16 protein-coding genes and 5 pseudogenes are annotated in these 15,870 nt (G+C 70.5%); 9 read left to right on the top strand and 12 right to left on the bottom strand.

The window, feature by feature from the left end:
- The 4 genes from CCN51_RS14330 to CCN51_RS14315 form a co-directional block, all read right to left on the bottom strand.
- Nucleotides 1–287 (bottom strand): helix-turn-helix transcriptional regulator (locus CCN51_RS14330; RefSeq protein WP_086859608.1); only part of this gene is annotated, 287 nt, incomplete at its 3' end.
- A gap of 262 nt (nt 288–549) precedes the next feature.
- Entirely contained in the window at nt 550–960 is a 411-nt protein-coding gene (locus tag CCN51_RS14325; RefSeq protein ID WP_014182199.1) for a VOC family protein, read from the bottom strand.
- Nucleotides 961–1,080: 120 nt separating this feature from the next.
- Nucleotides 1,081–1,329, bottom strand: coding sequence for a hypothetical protein (locus tag CCN51_RS14320; RefSeq protein WP_014182198.1), 249 nt, complete (start codon nt 1,327–1,329; stop codon nt 1,081–1,083).
- A gap of 134 nt (nt 1,330–1,463) precedes the next feature.
- Complete coding sequence (locus tag CCN51_RS14315) at nt 1,464–1,817, bottom strand: PALP domain-containing protein (RefSeq protein WP_014182197.1); 354 nt, start codon at nt 1,815–1,817, stop codon at nt 1,464–1,466.
- 133 nt (nt 1,818–1,950) lie between these two features.
- Here CCN51_RS14315 and CCN51_RS14310 point away from each other — a divergent pair.
- Nucleotides 1,951–2,643 (top strand): annotated as a pseudogene (locus CCN51_RS14310) (DUF1266 domain-containing protein); the annotation flags it as partial.
- A gap of 262 nt (nt 2,644–2,905) precedes the next feature.
- Entirely contained in the window at nt 2,906–3,112 is a 207-nt protein-coding gene (locus tag CCN51_RS14305; protein ID WP_014182195.1) for a hypothetical protein, read from the top strand.
- Between the two features lie 276 nt (nt 3,113–3,388).
- Here CCN51_RS14305 and CCN51_RS14300 read toward each other — a convergent pair whose 3' ends face one another.
- From CCN51_RS14300 to CCN51_RS57345, 6 genes and pseudogenes are all read right to left on the bottom strand, one after another.
- Nucleotides 3,389–4,507 carry a Gfo/Idh/MocA family protein gene (locus CCN51_RS14300; RefSeq protein WP_014182194.1) on the bottom strand — a complete coding sequence of 373 codons (1,119 nt, stop codon included), beginning with the start codon at nt 4,505–4,507 and terminating at the stop codon, nt 3,389–3,391.
- A 49-nt stretch (nt 4,508–4,556) separates the two neighbouring features.
- Nucleotides 4,557–4,739 (bottom strand): hypothetical protein, encoded by a 183-nt coding sequence (locus tag CCN51_RS14295; RefSeq protein WP_014182193.1) that lies wholly within the window; start codon nt 4,737–4,739, stop codon nt 4,557–4,559.
- 24 nt (nt 4,740–4,763) lie between these two features.
- Nucleotides 4,764–5,510 carry a sugar phosphate isomerase/epimerase family protein gene (locus tag CCN51_RS14290; protein WP_014182192.1) on the bottom strand — a complete coding sequence of 249 codons (747 nt, stop codon included), beginning with the start codon at nt 5,508–5,510 and terminating at the stop codon, nt 4,764–4,766.
- 57 nt (nt 5,511–5,567) lie between these two features.
- Nucleotides 5,568–6,047, bottom strand: a complete 480-nt coding sequence (locus tag CCN51_RS14285; RefSeq protein WP_014182191.1) for a beta-galactosidase small subunit-related protein — start codon at nt 6,045–6,047, stop codon at nt 5,568–5,570.
- Nucleotides 6,048–6,215: 168 nt separating this feature from the next.
- Nucleotides 6,216–6,500: pseudogene (locus CCN51_RS57350) on the bottom strand (beta-galactosidase domain 4-containing protein); the annotation flags it as partial.
- 10 nt (nt 6,501–6,510) lie between these two features.
- A pseudogene (locus tag CCN51_RS57345) lies at nt 6,511–6,696 on the bottom strand (glycoside hydrolase family 2 TIM barrel-domain containing protein); the annotation flags it as partial.
- A 429-nt stretch (nt 6,697–7,125) separates the two neighbouring features.
- Between CCN51_RS57345 and CCN51_RS14275 the strand changes: the two are divergent.
- The 5 genes and pseudogenes from CCN51_RS14275 to CCN51_RS14260 all read left to right on the top strand — a co-directional run bounded on the left by CCN51_RS14275 (nt 7,126) and on the right by CCN51_RS14260 (nt 11,055).
- Nucleotides 7,126–7,305, top strand: coding sequence for a hypothetical protein (locus CCN51_RS14275; protein ID WP_014182189.1), 180 nt, complete (start codon nt 7,126–7,128; stop codon nt 7,303–7,305).
- Between the two features lie 519 nt (nt 7,306–7,824).
- Nucleotides 7,825–7,980 (top strand): annotated as a pseudogene (locus tag CCN51_RS59950) (DapH/DapD/GlmU-related protein); the annotation flags it as partial.
- Between the two features lie 1,167 nt (nt 7,981–9,147).
- Nucleotides 9,148–9,624 (top strand): annotated as a pseudogene (locus CCN51_RS57340) (dihydrodipicolinate synthase family protein); the annotation flags it as partial.
- Nucleotides 9,625–9,736: 112 nt separating this feature from the next.
- Entirely contained in the window at nt 9,737–9,871 is a 135-nt protein-coding gene (locus CCN51_RS59205; RefSeq protein WP_264349601.1) for a hypothetical protein, read from the top strand.
- Between the two features lie 188 nt (nt 9,872–10,059).
- Nucleotides 10,060–11,055: an MFS transporter gene (locus CCN51_RS14260; protein WP_014182186.1), complete on the top strand. Its 996-nt coding sequence runs from the start codon at nt 10,060–10,062 to the stop codon at nt 11,053–11,055.
- Nucleotides 11,056–11,168: 113 nt separating this feature from the next.
- On the opposite strand, the gene CCN51_RS14255 is transcribed toward CCN51_RS14260, so the two are convergent.
- A complete protein-coding gene (locus CCN51_RS14255) occupies nt 11,169–12,122 on the bottom strand; it encodes a TIGR01777 family oxidoreductase (RefSeq protein ID WP_043488300.1) in 954 nt (317 codons plus the stop codon).
- Nucleotides 12,123–12,571: 449 nt separating this feature from the next.
- Here CCN51_RS14255 and CCN51_RS14250 point away from each other — a divergent pair, with 449 nt between their 5' ends.
- Entirely contained in the window at nt 12,572–13,447 is an 876-nt protein-coding gene (locus CCN51_RS14250; protein ID WP_014182184.1) for a helix-turn-helix transcriptional regulator, read from the top strand.
- 900 nt (nt 13,448–14,347) lie between these two features.
- Here CCN51_RS14250 and CCN51_RS14240 read toward each other — a convergent pair.
- The gene (locus tag CCN51_RS14240) at nt 14,348–14,638 is read right to left on the bottom strand and encodes an Atu4866 domain-containing protein (RefSeq protein ID WP_014182183.1); all 291 of its coding nucleotides are present in this window, start codon (nt 14,636–14,638) and stop codon (nt 14,348–14,350) included.
- Between the two features lie 296 nt (nt 14,639–14,934).
- Here CCN51_RS14240 and CCN51_RS14235 point away from each other — a divergent pair, with 296 nt between their 5' ends.
- Nucleotides 14,935–15,690, top strand: a complete 756-nt coding sequence (locus CCN51_RS14235; RefSeq protein ID WP_014182182.1) for an Atu4866 domain-containing protein — start codon at nt 14,935–14,937, stop codon at nt 15,688–15,690.
- Nucleotides 15,691–15,870 lie beyond the last annotated feature (180 nt).

Here is a 15,870-nt window from a genome sequence, read left to right as displayed (position 1 = left end):
CCGACCGCGAAGCAGACCTCGGTGACGCTGAGGTCGCCCCGCCGCAGCAGCGCCGCCGCCCGCTCGATGCGACGCGTCATCAGGTACGCGTACGGCGACTCACCGTAGGCGGCCCGGAACTGCCGACTCAGCTGTCCGGCGGGCATGTTCACATCACGGGCGAGCGCCTCCACGTTCAGCGGCTGCACGTATTCCCTGTCGATCCGGTCGCGGACGCGGCGCAGCCGCGCGAGGTCGGTCAGGCGTTGCGCCTGGACGCGTGCACGCCGCCATTCAGGCTTACACATGAGAACCCTCCCCTTTGTCTTTCATCTTCCATTTCATCGAGGTCAGTGGTGTGGACCGGCCCGCCGGACTCGACGAGCCGACCGAGCAACTGCCGGACAGCAGCGGGACGGAGTCCGGGTCCGTGGCCCCGGTTCAACGAGGACCCGGACGCGGCCCTGGCGGGCGGCCGGAAAGGCAGGCACTTCCGCTCCGGTGCGCCGCCGCGTTCCTTGTGGGCGGTCGCGATGTCGGCCCGCACGGCCGCATCGATACCCGCACAGCTCAGCGCAGCTCCTGGATGCGGATCAGATTCCCCGCAGGGTCGCGGAACGCGCAGTCGCGGACGCCGTACGGCTGCTCGGTCGGCTCCTGTGCGACCTCGGCATCACCGGCCCGCACCTTCTCGAACGTGGCGTCGAGGTCCGGGGTGGCCAGCAGGATCCAGCCGTAGGTGCCCTTGGCCATCATCTCGGTGACCGTGCGGCGCTCGTCCTCGGTGATGCCGGGATCGGCGGCAGGCGGCGCCAGAAGGATCGACGTGCCCGGCTGACCGGCCGGGCCGACCGTGATCCAGCGCATCCTGCCCTGCCCGACGTCGCTGCGGACCTCGAAGCCGAGGACGTCACGGTAGAAGGCGAGCGACGCATCCGGGTCGTTGTGCGGGAGGGAAGTCGTGTGAATGGTGATGTCCATGACGGGCAGACTAGAGGCGGCTCGGTGAACCGCGCTTCTCGATTCCTGATCGATCGGATACGCCCGGACGTTCACGGGCATGTCACACGGAGCCGGGATCACCCACAAGCGCCCCCGGCCCTACCGGCCACAGACCAACATTCCCCGACTGGCTGCACACCTGCAATCACGTTCGTTGTTCCCGTTCGGTGTTTCGTGGTCGGCCGCGAGCCGGTCCAGGGAGCGGGCCTCGTCGCCCAGGGAGCGGCCGACGCCCTGGAAGAGGCTGCGGACGTAGCGGTCGGCGTCGCCGGGGGCGATGCCGTGGTCGGCGGCCCACGAGGGGAGCGTGGCGAGATACGCGTAGTGGGCCGTCAGCGTCCCCGTCACCGCGGACAGGCCGTTGAGGGCGGCCTCGTCCGCAACGGGCTGCGCACCGCGATTCCGTCGGCGAAGGTGCGCGCGCGTTCGATGCAGACCGCGCGGTCAAAGCTCGGACCGCGCGCCACCCGGTGCGCCGCGGGTCAGCTCGACCCCGATCGTCCCGGCATCCTCGGCGATCGCCGTCTGCAGGCCGTCCTGCAGGTGGACGCGATCGGGATGGCGTTCGGCGTGGGCGGCTGCGGCCGTCCGAGCCGCCGAGCCGCCGAGCCGTCCGCCCCTGCCACGATGACCCGGGCGCCGAAGGTCTCCATCCGCTCCCGCTTGGCAGGATTGACCGGCTCTGGCACGAACACCTCGGCAGTCTCCAGTTTCACCGTCACCGCGCGACCGCCCAGCGCCTGGCACAGCTGCTCGTCGAGGTACTGCGGGGTGTTCAGGAACACCGGATCGATCACTTGTGCGGCCTGCTCGATGCGCGCCACGTCCAGATCCATGCGTAACGCCTTTCCTCGGGGGGCGGACCCAGGCGACGCCATTCGAATACCCAATCGAAGCGATTGAGGGATTTCGCGCCGCAGCGCAATAATCTTGCATGCCCGAGCCGCCCCCACCTCGCCTGGACGAGATGCCCACCACGGCAACGGCTACAACGATGAGAAGAGAAGGCTCAAGCGGTGGTGGGGGGTGACCTGCCGGGAGGAATGGGCCAACACCCAAAAGCGCCTGCTCGACGCCGACATGGTCAGCCCGGTGTGGGAGTTCGCGCTGAGCGTCCGCCGTTCCCTCGCCCAGGACTTCGCAGGCTCGGTCGAACTGGGCCACTGGCGGCAGGTCGCCGAGTGCGTACTGTGCGACAACGCCGCCCAGGCCACCGAGCCCCGGATCACCCCCGACGGAGTCACCCCGGCGCGCCCCCGCAGCACCGCCGAAGTCGAGCCCCAGGTCGCCGGAGTACAACGGCTCATCGGGCGGATCGCCCGCTACGAGGCCCGGTTCCGCGCGGACGGCCTGCTGGCGGACAACGCCTTCGTCCGCTCTGTCGAGGCCTGGGACTACGGCCGGGCCTCCGCCATGGCCCGCTTCGGCCTGTCCGCCCGATACTGCACCCTCCAGGAGGCCGAACAGGCCGTGGTCGCCGCCGGCCGCGCCTCCCGCCAGAACTACCGGTCCTGGCAGGAGTTCTCCGCCGCCTACATCCTCGGGCGCTGTCTGCACTTCGACGAGGAGGAGTTCGGCAGCTGGTACGAGGACATGCTCACCGCGCACCGTGTCCTCACCACCGACCCGGCCGGCCCCTGGCTCACCATCCCCTGGAACTGACGACCGGGCAATCACGTATGCAGTGCGCGGCGGCCATGCGACTCGGCGGGGACGATGAACACGGCGACTGCCATGACGCATGTGGACTCCTCCCCGGCCCGCGGCGCGCCGTCCGGGGCTTCTTCACTTCCGACTGGGCCCGCCATCGGTTGCGCGGCCGGCGGGCGGGCCCAGTGTGGCACCAGGGCCCAAGCCCAACTCGCCAGCCCAACTCGCCAGCCCAACTCGCGTGGCACCGAGGGATATCCGTACGATCGCGATTATGAGCACCGCACGCCGGCCGCTGGGCCGCGGCCCGCACCCCCAGGCCCCCGTCGTTCCGCAGTCCGGCACGGGCCCGGTCCACCGCGTCGGCGCGGCCGAGGCCGATGTCGAGGCGGCGCCGCTGTACCGGCCCGGCGGGCTGGAGCACCTGGCGCAGCTTCGCGAGCGCGGCGTACTTCGCTCCCCACCTCAGTCCGCTGAGTGAGCCAAGCGTTCCGCCAGTCCCGGTGTCTTCCTGTTCCGGCCCGGGGGCCTCTACCAGGGTGCCCCGCGGGCACGACGTCAGCGGCCGCCGCCGTCGGAGACCAGCTGTAGCCCGCCGCCGTCTGCTCCTGCCTTGCGGGGCTCAGTCGAGGATGCCGGCGAATTGACCAGGAGCGACCCTTATTCGAGCCCCACAGTGTCGCCATCGGGCGACGCTGTTCCACGACGGCCGTCGCCGCACGGATCCGAACAGGTCGCCCGGGGCCAAGACCCCTGTCTACTGGTCCTCGGGGCGGGCGTCTGCGGGTACAGCGGCCGGCCGGTCGCAGCTGCTGCCCACTTGGACCGACCTGCCGCTCTCAGCCGCGGCGAGCATGGACTCCATCACATCCAGGACGTGGTAGGCGAGTTCGCCGTCAGCGCGGTGCGGTCCACCCTGGGCGACGGCTCGGGCCAGGTCGGCGACCCCGTAGCCGCGGGAGGCGTCCTGGTAGCCGCCTCGTACCGGAAGCTGCTCCCATTCCTGGGTACGGGCTCTGAAGAGCCGCACCGGTCCGTCGAATCTGTTGGGGTCGGGAACGGAGAGTGAGCCGTCCGTGCCGTAGACCTCGATCCGGGGAAGTGCACCGGCCCACACTTCGAAGCTCATCATCAGCGTCGACAGGGCGCCTGAGTGGTGTTCGAGTACGCCGACGACGTGAGTGGCGACCTCGACCGGGAACTCCGTGCCGGCTCGGGGACCTTTGCCGATGGTACGGCTGGTACGGAAGGTCGAGGCCATACCGACCACCCGGCGGACCGGTCCCAGCAGGGTCACCAGCGCGGTCAGGTAGTACGGGCCCATGTCCAGAAGCGGGCCGCCACCGGGCCGGTAGTAGAACTCCGGGTCGGGGTGCCAGCGCTCGGGGCCGGCACTGACCATGAAAGCGGTCGCGGCGACCGGGATACCGATGTCACCGGAATCGAGCGCTGCGCGGGCGCTCTGCACGCCGGTGCCGAGGACGGTGTCCGGGGCGCAGCCGACCCGGACGCCGGCGTCGGCGGCGGCATCCAGCAGAGTGCGAGCCTCGCTGGTGGTGGTGGCGAGTGGTTTCTCACCGTAGACGTGTTTGCCGGCGTCGATGGCGGCATGGGCGACCTCCGCGTGTGCGGCCGGGATGGTGAGGTTGAGGACCAGGTCGACGTCCTCCGCCTCGTAGAGCCCGTCGAGGGTGGTCGCGCGGGCTCCGGGTACCGTGCCCGCGGCGGTGGCGGCACGCTCGGTGTCCAGATCGGCGACGGCGGTCAGCCGCAGGTTGTTCAAGCGCGGAAGCGTGGTGAGATAGGCGTTGCTGATCTTTCCTGCGCCTACGAGGCCTATGCGGAGTTCGGGGTGTGCGGCGAGCGGGTTGCCCATGAAATTCCCTTCGTGATCATCGAGTGGACCTGGGGTATTTCCAGGTCGGTCAGGTTGTGGCCGGGTCCATGTGCAGGTGGTACTGCTCGCTGGTCACGAGGAACGGGGTGAGCCCCCCGACGATCGGGTGGCCGGCGGCCCCGGGCAGCGGCCGGACCTGGTAGGTGGTGTGTTCGCGGGGGTGGTGGAGTAACTGGCCGCCGGGTTCGTGGTGGCCTGGCGTCCATGGCACCGGTCACTCCGGTGCCGACCGCGCTCATGCCAGGGCGTCCTTGCCGGAGAGAAAACTGAAGCTCTTCGCGACCGGGTCGAAGATGTCGCCCTCGAAGTCGTCGAGCTCGACCACGCGCAGCGCGGTCGGGGCCGCGGCCAGGATGTCCTTGACCGGGATGACGCCGTCGCCGACCGCCACCTGGGCTTTGTTGTTCATCGAGCGGTCCCCGTCCTTCATGTGCAGGGCCGTGACCCGGTCGCCGAGTCTGGTGAGCAGGACCGGCACGTCCGCGCCTCCGACGGCGGCCCAGTACGTGTCCACCTCGAGGATCACCTCGTCCGCCAGGTGATCCGCGAGGACCTCCAACGCGTGCCCGCCGTCCACCTTCAACTCGAGTTCGAAATGGTGGTTGTGGTACCCGACCGTGAGGCCGTGGTCGGCCGCCTCGGCCGCGACGCGGTTCAGGTCCTGTGCGATGCCCTTGATGTCATCGGCGGTCTGCCAGTGCTCGGCTTTGACCATGGGCACGATGACAGTGGTGACCCCGAGACGCCGGGCCGCGGCGTAGATGGCGGCTCGATCGTCCCGGAGCAGCGCGGCGTGCGCGGTGGGCGCGGACAGTCCGTACTCGGTCAGCGCCTCCGCCATCCGCTCCGCCCGGTTGACGAAGCCGTACGGCTCCACGGTGCGGTAGCCCAGCTCAGCGACGCGGGCCAGTGTTCCCTCCAGGTCCTCCTCGAGTGGCGATCGAACCGTGTACAGCTGAAGGGAGATCTCGTCCCTCGGCATTTCGCTCTCCTCATCCGTGACGCCGGCACATCGCGTGCGGCGGGCCCCGGGGCGGGGCTACTTCTCCAGCAGCAGGTGCCGGCGCCAGGCGTAGTGCCCGGCGTGGAGCCGGTGCCGGGATCGGGTGTCCGGGCCGAGGCGACCGGTGCCGACTCTTCGATGGGCGATATCGACGTGGACGACGGTCGCCGCGCTGTCCGGCAGCTTCCACCAGTGGCTCGTGTTCTCCAGTCGGGTGCTGTTCTCCTGCGGCAGGATGTACGGCACCGTGAGCTCGTCGATCGGGCTGCTCCACCGCCCCCGCAGGGCGGCAGAGGATCGGTCCGGACAGTTCTCCCACGGGCCGAGGCCGATCCAGCTCGCGGTGTCGAAGCCTTCGGCCAGTTCGAACTCCATGCCGGCCCTGGGCGCATCCACGTACTCCTCCGGTAGCCAGACCTCCTCGTCGAAGGTGAAGTTCCCGTCGCCACGCTGGATGATGCGCCGCCGGTGCCGGACCCTGTCGCCATAGGCCGCGCGGTACACCGTGGTGACCACGGTTCCCCCGTCGCCCGCCGCCCCTCGGTATCCGTAGGTTCGAGGGAGAAGAAGCCCGAGCGGACGAACTTGTTGTCCAGGGCATAGGAGGCGTCGTTGTCGGTCAGGGCCCGCCACAGGCACAGACGCGGGGACCGCTCCAGCAGCTCGTGGGCGACCTGGCCGTCGTTACGTACCACCGCGCCCGCCGCGGCCCAGGACGGCTCCACGGCACGGGCCGGGAGGCGGACCTGGACGGACCTGGAGCAGGGCCAGTTCGGTCCCCGCCTCGGCCCACGGCGACGGTTCCCGGGTCCGCACGGTGAGGGTGAGTCCGAGCGCGGTCGGCTTCCGCAGGTCCCGTACGACATCGGCCGGCAGCTCGATGTCGCCCTCTTCGCCGGGCCCCACCCCGGCTGCCGCGACCGTGACCGTCCCCGAAGTCACCGCCGTAGCGGTACCGCCCGTCCCCGTCCGGGTCCAGGCCGTGGTCCACGAACTCCCAGATGAAACCGCCCTGCAGCCCGGGAAGGGACTCGAACAGCTCCCAGTAGTGGTCCAAGTCGCCGGTGGAGTTGCCCTGGGAGTAGGCGTACTTGCACGTGATCAGGGGCCGGTCGGCGCGCGGGTCACGCGCGTACGCCTCCAGGCCCGCGTAGGACGGATACATGGCGCAGACGATGTCGGTGGCCGCACCCCGACAATGTGCACCTGGGCTTCAGCCCGATGACCGGGACGAGCGGCAGGCTCAACCAGTACTCGCACCTCCGGTTCTTCCAGCCCTACCTCCTCGACGCGTACGGCGACCGCGGCTCCTACGAGGGCCAGCAGATCAACGCCGCGGGCGACGGCAGCATCAACGACCCACTGTGGAACGGCCGGGCCGATCCCAAGTGGTCACCCGACGGCACCAGCATCGTGTACTGGCAGTCCCTGGTCGTCCCGCCCGCCTGCGGCGGCCAGACGCGCCGAAGCCGGTCGCCCGCATCTCCGACACCGTCCCCTGGGGCGTCCCGTACGAGCCCGGCAGCGCGATCCCCGAGCGGCCGTATCCGCCGCAGGGCACCTACACTCTGGACGGCAAGAAGGCCCGGAGAACATGACCCTGCAGAACCGGACTCCGACCCACAACAAGATCGACTGGTACTCCGACCTCGTCCAGACCGAGATCGGGACCGGACGGATCCACACGGTGGGGGTCAACAATTTCCAGGCGACCGGCACGCTGACCGCCACCGTCGACGGCCACACCTACCCCCAACCCGCCAACGGAACCTGACCTCGACGGAATCATGCTGAAACGAGGGCGCCCGGGTGGGCGGCGACGGCCGCCGGGACGCCCTTGCCCCACCGACCTCACGTGAGAGAAACGAACCCCATGACGGACTCGAACGCCGCCGCCCCGCCCGCCCTTTTCGACTACTCGCCCTGGCTCTACTGGTCCCAGGCCACCGCCGACGACCGCGCCCGGCAGCACGACTTCCAGCAGACGCTGGGCAAGGCGGACGCCGAGTACAGCATCGGCGACAACTGCTACGTCTCCCCGCTGGCCGCGGTCCAGAACGAGCACCTGCGTCTCGGATCCCGCAGCTACATCGCGGCCGGCGCCTACCTGACCGGTACGTTGCGCGCCGGACGGGACTGCACCATCAACCCCTACGCCGTGGTCCGCGGCACCATCGAACTCGGCGATGCCGTACGCATCGGCGCCCACACCTCCCTCCTCGCCTTCAACCACGGATACGAGGACCCCGACACCGAGGTGTTCCGCCAGCCGATGTCCTCCAAGGGCATCCGGATCGGCAGCGATGTGTGGATCGGCTCCCACGTCGTAGTGCTCGACGGCATCACCGTCGGCGACGGCGCCGTGATCGGAGCCGGCAGCGTGGTGACCAAGGACGTCCCGGCCAGGGCCGTCGTCGCCGGTAACCCCGCCCGCATCCTGCGCTGGCGCGGAACACCCCCCGGCACAGCCCACAACACCGCACCGAAGGACTTGGCCGGCGCCGTCGCCGCATTCGCGGACACCGCCCGCGCCCAGGCCGAAGACGTCATCGCCCGCTGCTTCGCGCCCGGCCCCGACGGCGGACTGTTCACCGACGCGCCCGGCAGCCCGCCCACCGTGCGCGCCCAGTGCGACGCCGTGGAGATCGCCGACCTGCTCCTCGGGCACGCCCCGCTCCCACTCTCCGCCGACGAGCAGATCGCACGACTGCGCTCCTGGCAGGACCCCCACAGCGGCATCGTCGGCGCACTCGACGAGGACGGACGCCAACGCCCCGCAGGCACACTCCCCTTCAGCAAGGAGACCGGTTACCACTTCCTGTGCGTCGGCCACGCCCTCGACCTGCTGGGCAGCGAGTTCGCCCATCCCCTGCACGGCGTCGCCGCGCTCACCGCCGGTGACGTCGTCGAGCACCTGGAGGCGCTGCCCTGGCAGGAGAACCCCTGGTACAGCGGCGACTGGGTCGACACCCTGGGCACCGCCATCATGTGGAACCGCCGCAAGGGAGTCCGCGAGCAACCCGGTGCGCTGGACGCCCTGTTCGGATGGCTGCTCACCCACGCCGACCCGCACCTCGGCCTGTGGGGCAGACCCAGTGCCGCCGACGGCCTGATGCGGGTGGTCAACGGCTTCTACCGTGCCACCCGCGGCACATTCGCCCAGTACGGACTGCCCGTGCCCTACCCCGAGCGGACCATCGACTCCGTGCTCCGGCACGCCCGCGATGCCCGCTACACCCGCCGTGACCGGCAGACCGCCTGCAACATCCTGGACATCGCCCATCCACTGTGGCTGACCCGCACCACCGGTTACCGCGCCGACGACGTCGTCACCCTGGCACGGCGGCTGCTCGCCGACGCACTCCAGCACTGGGTGGACGGCCAAGGCTTCGCCTTCCACGCCCCGCACCCCACCACCGCGGGCGGACGGCAGACCCAGCCCGGCTTGCAGGGCACGGAGATGTGGCTCGCCATCATCTGGTACCTCGCCGACCTGACCGGCGTCTCCGACGCGCTCGACTACCGGCCACGCGGCATCCACCGACCTGAACCAGCCGCCTGACAACGGGCGGCGTAGAAACCGGGCTTGATCTGCCCGAGTTCGTCGGGCATCCGCATGATCTCCCCGCCCAGGCCGCACACAGCGGCCTGGCGTCGAACCGGTGGCCGTCCCTTCCACCGACTACGAGTCGAAGGACATACCCCTCGGCAGCGCCCGGCTCGTCCAGGGGCGGAGGGCCCGGCGATCGCGGCGCCGCAGGTCGGACCGGGCGACCACCGACCAGGGCGGCGCTCAGGAAGCTCCACCGGAAGCTACGCCTACCTCTCCCGCGAGCAGCGCGCCCGGGCGGCGCGGATCGCCGTCGAGGCCGCCGAAGAGACCCCCGTCATCGTCGGCATCGACGCGCTGCGGACCTCGCAGGTACTCGCGCTGGCCGAGGATGCCCAGAAGGCAGGCGCGTCGGCGGTGCTGCTGGCCCCGATGACGTATCAGCCGCTCACCGAGGACGAGGTGTTCGGACTGTACGAGGACGTCACCCGGAAGCTGTCCGTTCCGCTGTGCGTGTACGACAACCCGGGCACCACCCACGTGCACTTCACCCATGAACTCCACGCTCGCATCGCTGAGTTGCCACAGGTCGCCGCCATCAAGATCCCGCCCGTGCCTGACGACGCTGTTCCGCCACCACGGCAGCCTTCGCGTGATGTCCTGCGCCGCCTCCCACCTGGGCCTTGCCTCCGAGACGAATCTCCCCCTGCCGCTGCACGGCCTCGCCCCCGACACCCGCGATCGGCTCGTCACCGTGCTGGACAGCCTCAACCTCGGAGCCTCCTCATGAGCACCACCGCTCCTGCCGTCCTGCACAGCCGCACCACACGTCGAGGGGACAGCGCGCAGGGCGGCGCTGGGCCGCTACGTCCTGACCGCCGCGCCGGCCCGTACGGCCGACGGCGGCGCGGTCGTCGCCGCCGTACTGCTCGTCGGCGCGCACGACGGATCCGGTGCCACGGCCGGAGTGCTCGCGGCGTGCATCACCGCACCGCACCGCACCTGCTCGGCCCGTTCACCGCCCGCCGTATCGACCTGGCCTCCGACGGACGCAGGACCATCGCCGCGGCCTGCCTGCTCTACGCCGTCGCACTTGCCACCGCCGTTCTGGCCTACCCCCGCCTGCCGGTGACTGTCACGGCGCTGCTGCTGGCCGCCGCGGGGACCTGCGACCCCCTGCTCACCGGCGGCATCAGCAGCCGCCTGGCCGGCCTCGTCGGCCCCGGACTGCGCACCCAGCGGCGCGCCCAGGGGTGGGACGTGGCCACCTACGGCATCGGCGGCACCGCCGGTCCGTCCGTGGTGGCCGCCCTGTCCGGCTGGGCCACGCCGACCAGCGCGGCCCTCGCACTCGCCGTCGGCGCCGCCCTCGCGGCCGGATGCGTGCTGCTCCTGCCGTACACCCCGCCCCTCCACGGCGGGCAGGCCGCCGCCGTCCCAAGGCCGGGCCCCACCCTGGCCCTGATGGCCCGCACCGGCACCCTGCGCCGCACCCTGTACCTGACGGTGATCGTCGCGCTCAGCGTCGCCGCCCTGCCCATCACCGCCGTCCACATGACCGCCATCCTGGACATCAACGCCGCCACGGCCGCCGTCCTGACGGCGGCCTACGGCCTGGGCAACCTCGCCGGCTCCCTCACCGTCATGGCCTTTCCCCTCACCGGCTCACCTGACCGGCTGATGCGCCACCTCGCGCTGGGCGTCGCCGCCGGCCTCACGACCGTCACCCTCAGCCCAGTCTTCGCTGTAGCCGTCGCGGCCTACGCCCTCACCGGGGCGGTCAACTCCTGCTTCTTCGCCGCCACCCTCGCCGCCCGCACTGAATACGCCCCGCCCCAGGCCCGCGGCCAGGTCTTCATCTGGGTCGCCGCCATCTCGGCCGCCGCCATGGCCGCCACCTGCGAAGCGCGCCTCGGCCTGGAGGGCCGGACCTGTGAAGATCGCGCAGGTGCTCAGGCGGCCGGATCCTGTTGATCAGACCGTGGGGTGTGCGCGAATCGGGCGACAGAGTCCCGCAGGGTCCCTCCGTATCGGGCCATGGGCCCGGTCCGACGCCGGGTAAGCCCCGGACCGCTCAGTCGGACCGCTCAGGTGCGGCGCCGTTCGTGGCGTACTCGCCGCACGAGTTCATCCGCGGCCTGTGGCCAGTGGGCGTGGTCGAAGGTGAATCCGGTATCAAGCAGCCGACCCGGTACGACGCGGCGGCTCTTGAGCAGGAGTTCGGTGTCGGATCGCAGGACGAACGCGCCGATCTCGGCCATCCACTTCGTGGCAGGCAGGCCCACCGGTACGCCCCATGCCTTTCGCAGCGCGTGCATGAACGCCCGCTGGGGCAGGGGAGCGGGGGCCGCGAGATTGACCGGTCCGGTGATGTCGTCCCGATCGATCAGAAACTGCGCCGCGCGGACGAAATCACGGTCGTGTATCCAGGACACGTACTGCGCGCCGCCCGCGACCGGCCCCCCGAGACCGAGCCGCGCCAGCCACAGCAGGTAGTCGAATACGCCACCGCGATCGGGGCTCATCACCATCGCCGAGCGCAGGGCCACTTTGCGGGTGTGCGGCGTCTGGGCCCGCCGCTGTTCCCGCTCCCAGTTCTTTGCGATCTCGACGCTGAAATCCCAGTAGCGGGGGACATCGGGCTCGCCGCCGCCGATCACTCCGGTCGCCTCGCCGTGAGGTGCGTCGAAGCGGTGGGCGTAGATGGTGGCGGTGCTCATCTGGAGCCAGACCCGGGGAGGCCGTCGGGCATCCGCGATCGCCTCGCCCACGACGCGCGCGGAGTCCACACGCGAGTCCATCATGGCCTGGAGGTTCTCCTTGGTGTAGCGGCAGCTGACGCTGCGGCCGGCCAGGTTGATCACGACGTCGCTGCCGTCGATCGTCTCCGCCCAGGGGCCGAGAGTTCTGCCGTCCCACCGGAGGTCACTGTCATGTGTCGGCCGTCTGGTGAGCACCACGACCTCGTGGCCCGCGGCGGTCAGCGCGCGGTTGAGTATGCCGCCCACCTGACCGGTGCCTCCCGGTATCACTATCTTCACGGTGCTTCTCCCCTCCCGCGGTGCACCGAGAGTACGGCTTGAACAGGTGCCTCTGCGTATGGGGGGGCGAGGACGTGCCGGGCTCGGATGTTCATCACCGCACCTCATGTGGCATTGGGGCCTTGGCTGCCATGCCACCCAGCGACGCGCGCATTGTTGAGGATGCTGCCGAGTCGATCGCCGTGACAACGCGCTGACCACACCTTCGGTCAGCGGACGTGAGGACTCGGGCTCGGTAGGCGAGGTGGTGCTCATGATTCTGCTCCTGAACCAGCAGGTCGGCGGCCCGGCCGCCCAGCAGCTAAACAACTGCGGAGGTCATGCGCCCACTGTGGTGAGGCGCCGGAGAAACAAACCAGGTCGCGGTTGTCCGGGGTACGCGTTTCCTGGGCGCAGCGCGCCCCCCTTCGCCCCCACAACAAGGCATCGCGGAGCCCTAGCCTCGAGACATGGACACAGACAAGGACCCCGCTGCCGAGAACGCGCTGGGAGGCTTCCTCCGCGCACGGCGTGCCCAACTGCGCCCGGAAGACACGGGACTTCCCACATCCGGCCGTCGCAGGGTGCCCGGTCTGCGCCGCGAAGAAGTCGCCACGCTCGCCGGGGTGAGCACCGACTACTACATGCGCCTGGAACAGGGCCGCGAACGGCACCCGTCCCAGCAGATCCTCGAAGCCGTCGCGCGGGCTCTGCAACTGGACGACGAAGCCGTGGCCCACCTTTATCGCGTGGCCACCCCGACCACCCGCCGTACGCGCCGCGCGCCCCGTGTCGAACGCGTCGCCCCGCACCTGCGGCGACTCCTCGACACCTGGAGCGACACGCCCGCCTTCGTCCTGGGCCACGCCCTGGACATCCTGGCCCGCAATCGGCTCGCAGGTGCCCTGTACGCCGGCTTCACCCACTCCGACAATCTGCTGCGCAAGACGTTCCTGGACCCGGCCGCGCACCACTTCTACCGGGACTGGGACCGGGCCGCCGAGTCGAGCGTGGCCACATTGCGGCGGGCGGCGGGTATTGATCCCGAGGACCCGCGGCTGTGGGAACTCGTCGGCGAACTGTCCATGAAAAGCGCCGAGTTCCGCGTCCTGTGGGCCCGCCACGACGTGCGCGGCAAGACCCGCGAGGCCAAGCTCTTCCACCACGCCCAGGTCGGCGATCTGGAGCTGCACTATGAGGCCTTTACCGTCAATAGCGCCCCCACCCAGCAACTCATCGTCTACCAAGCCGAGCCGGGCAGCACCTCCGCCGATGCCCTCGCCCTGCTCGGCTCGCTGAGTGCCGGCCCTGGGCCCGCGCAGGACTCCACGATGAGTGCCGACTGAGTGCGCGCTCACGGCTCTGCGAGGACGAGGACAGAATGACGTCATGCCCGGCCGGAGCGGGAATGCCGAGGAGCGCCCGGCGGCGCGCGACGCCTGCGCGGTGAGGTACCAATGACGCCGGGCACCGCGGACCGGGCGCGGCGGCTTGAATCTTGTACGTGGCCGGCCTCGCCGGCGTGGCGCCGCTGGGCGCCTGGACGTCCCGTCCACCGGCGGTCGGCGTTCTCCTTGACTGGGTTGGGGTCATGCGCCTGGAACAGGGCCGCGAGACGAGCCCGTCGCCCCAGGTGATCGACGCGCTCGCTGTGGCACTGCACAGCGGATTCCAGCGGTTCGACAACCTGGCCCGCATGGTCTTCGGCGACAGAGATGGCCGCGAACTCGGCGCTCTGGAGATCCAGTTCTCGGCCTTCACCGTCAACGATGCCCCGCACCAGCAGCTGGCCGCCTACCAGGCCGAGCCCGCCAGTGCCACCGAGGCTGCTTTCGCGGAACTCTGTTCCCGGACCGACCGCGGGGAATCCGCATGGACTCAGCAGGAAGAATCCGGCCGGGCTCGCAGCGCGCGTACGAGCTGGCCCTGCGGTGTCCAGGGGTACGCGGCCCCGACGCCTGCGCCAGCTGATGACACGCCTCGTTCCCCTTGCGGGGTGGGGCGGGACAGGCGAACGGCTCACATCGACATCGACATCGACCCTCCGGGTCGGAGATGGACTCGGCGAGGCCCATACGGCGTGCTCGGTGGCGACGCGGCCGTGCCGGCTGTGGGCGGCGTCAACGAAGGCGCGTACCCGTTCGGCGTCGGCTGCAGTTCGGGACTCCTTTCACAAGTACAGCAGCCGACGCGGCGAGTCGTTGCTCGAACCACGTCGGCTGCCGGTCAGGGGGTGAACAGGGTGGTCATGGCCGGGCTCCCCGCCGGGCGCGCTCGTCGCCCTCGCGGTAGAGCACCAGGTGCTCGTGGAAGAGAATGCCGTCACGGACGTCGCCGGTGGCGGTGAAGCCGGTGTCGTCGACGTAGTCGAGGTGGTTGCCGGTCACGGTGTAGCTGCCCGTATAGGCGCTCTGGCGGTTGCCTCGGGCCTCGTCGTAGCGACCGTTCGGCAGCAGTTCCTGGCGGATGAATCCGTCCGCGGTCACCCACATCCCGACGTACGGATGCGGGTCGCGGGGCGTGTCGTTGCTGGTCATGGCTCTACGGTCGGCCCGTCGGCCGATGGCAACCAGGCCGCGGTCTCCCCAGGTGCCGGCTTCCTGGGTGCCGCGCAGCCAGCATCGCGAGCGGCTGGGCCTTTCGCGCGGCGCGCCGCCCAGTACCGACCGTGGGTGCCGCGCACCTGGGGATATGCCTGGTTCCGATGCCACCGCGCGACGAACCTGGTGGTCAGGCAGGTGCCGTACCTGCCGAACATCCACCTCGGACCCGCATCGGCGCTCACCCCGCGCATTGGGCAGACCGATGAGCCGACTCCACTGAGGAGCATCCCATGAGCATCAGCGACACCGACACCATGAGCTGGAACCCCAAGGCCCTCGACGAGATCCTCTCCAACGACGAGGGGCGTCCCGTCCTGTTCACCAACGCCCGCATCCTGACGATGGACCCGCTGATCGGGATCATGACCGGCGCCGACCTCCTGTTCGTCGGCTCCCTGATCGTGGGGGTCGGCCCCGCCATCGTCACCGCGGCGGAGGACGACAACGCCATCGTCGTCGACTGCACCGGCATGACCATCGCCCCCGCCGTCGTGGACACCGTCGCGCTGACCGGCGGCCGCGGCCACCGCTCGGAGTACATCGCGACGCTGACTCCGGGCAACGCCCCCGACTTCCTGGTCGTGCCCGACGAGCTCGCCGCCGACGTGCCGAGCGCGGTGGCCACGCTCATATCCCGGTCGGAGCAGGTCCGCGCACTGGTTGCGGCCGGCCGGCCGGTCCTGTGGGCCGGCGCCGACGTCCCCGGCCGGGCCACCGCCCCCCAGGCGGGCATCCCGATCTCTCCGGACCTGACCGGCAGCCCGCGCGTCGGCGTCTGGATCGACGTGAAGGACTTCCTGCACCAGGAGCTCACCGCCGACGGCCGCTACGACGAGACGCGGGGCGGCCGCCCGCACGCCTACCAGGGCCGGTACTGGATCGACGGCAACCGCATCGACTACCTGGACGACCTCGGCTTCTGGGCCTACGGAGAGTTCCAGGGCGAGGAGCTGCACCACGCGGGCTACGTCATGAAGCTGGGCTGACCCTCCTCCGGTCGGCGCAACGAGGTCCCGACCCTGGGTGCGTGACACCTGGGGAAACCGCGACCTGGTTGCCGTAGCGGGCGCGACCGAGGCTGGTGTGCGAGGAGCCTCGGCCGTCCCGGCGACCCGCCTTCCCAGCCCTCTCCGGCCTACGACCCGCCTTCCCGGCCCTCTCCTGCC

Origin of the sequence: Streptomyces milbemycinicus (assembly GCF_002154605.1) — a bacterium.
GTDB classification, from domain to species: Bacteria; Actinomycetota; Actinomycetes; order Streptomycetales; family Streptomycetaceae; genus Streptomyces; species Streptomyces milbemycinicus.
This window is presented reverse-complemented; position numbering and strand designations above follow the sequence as displayed.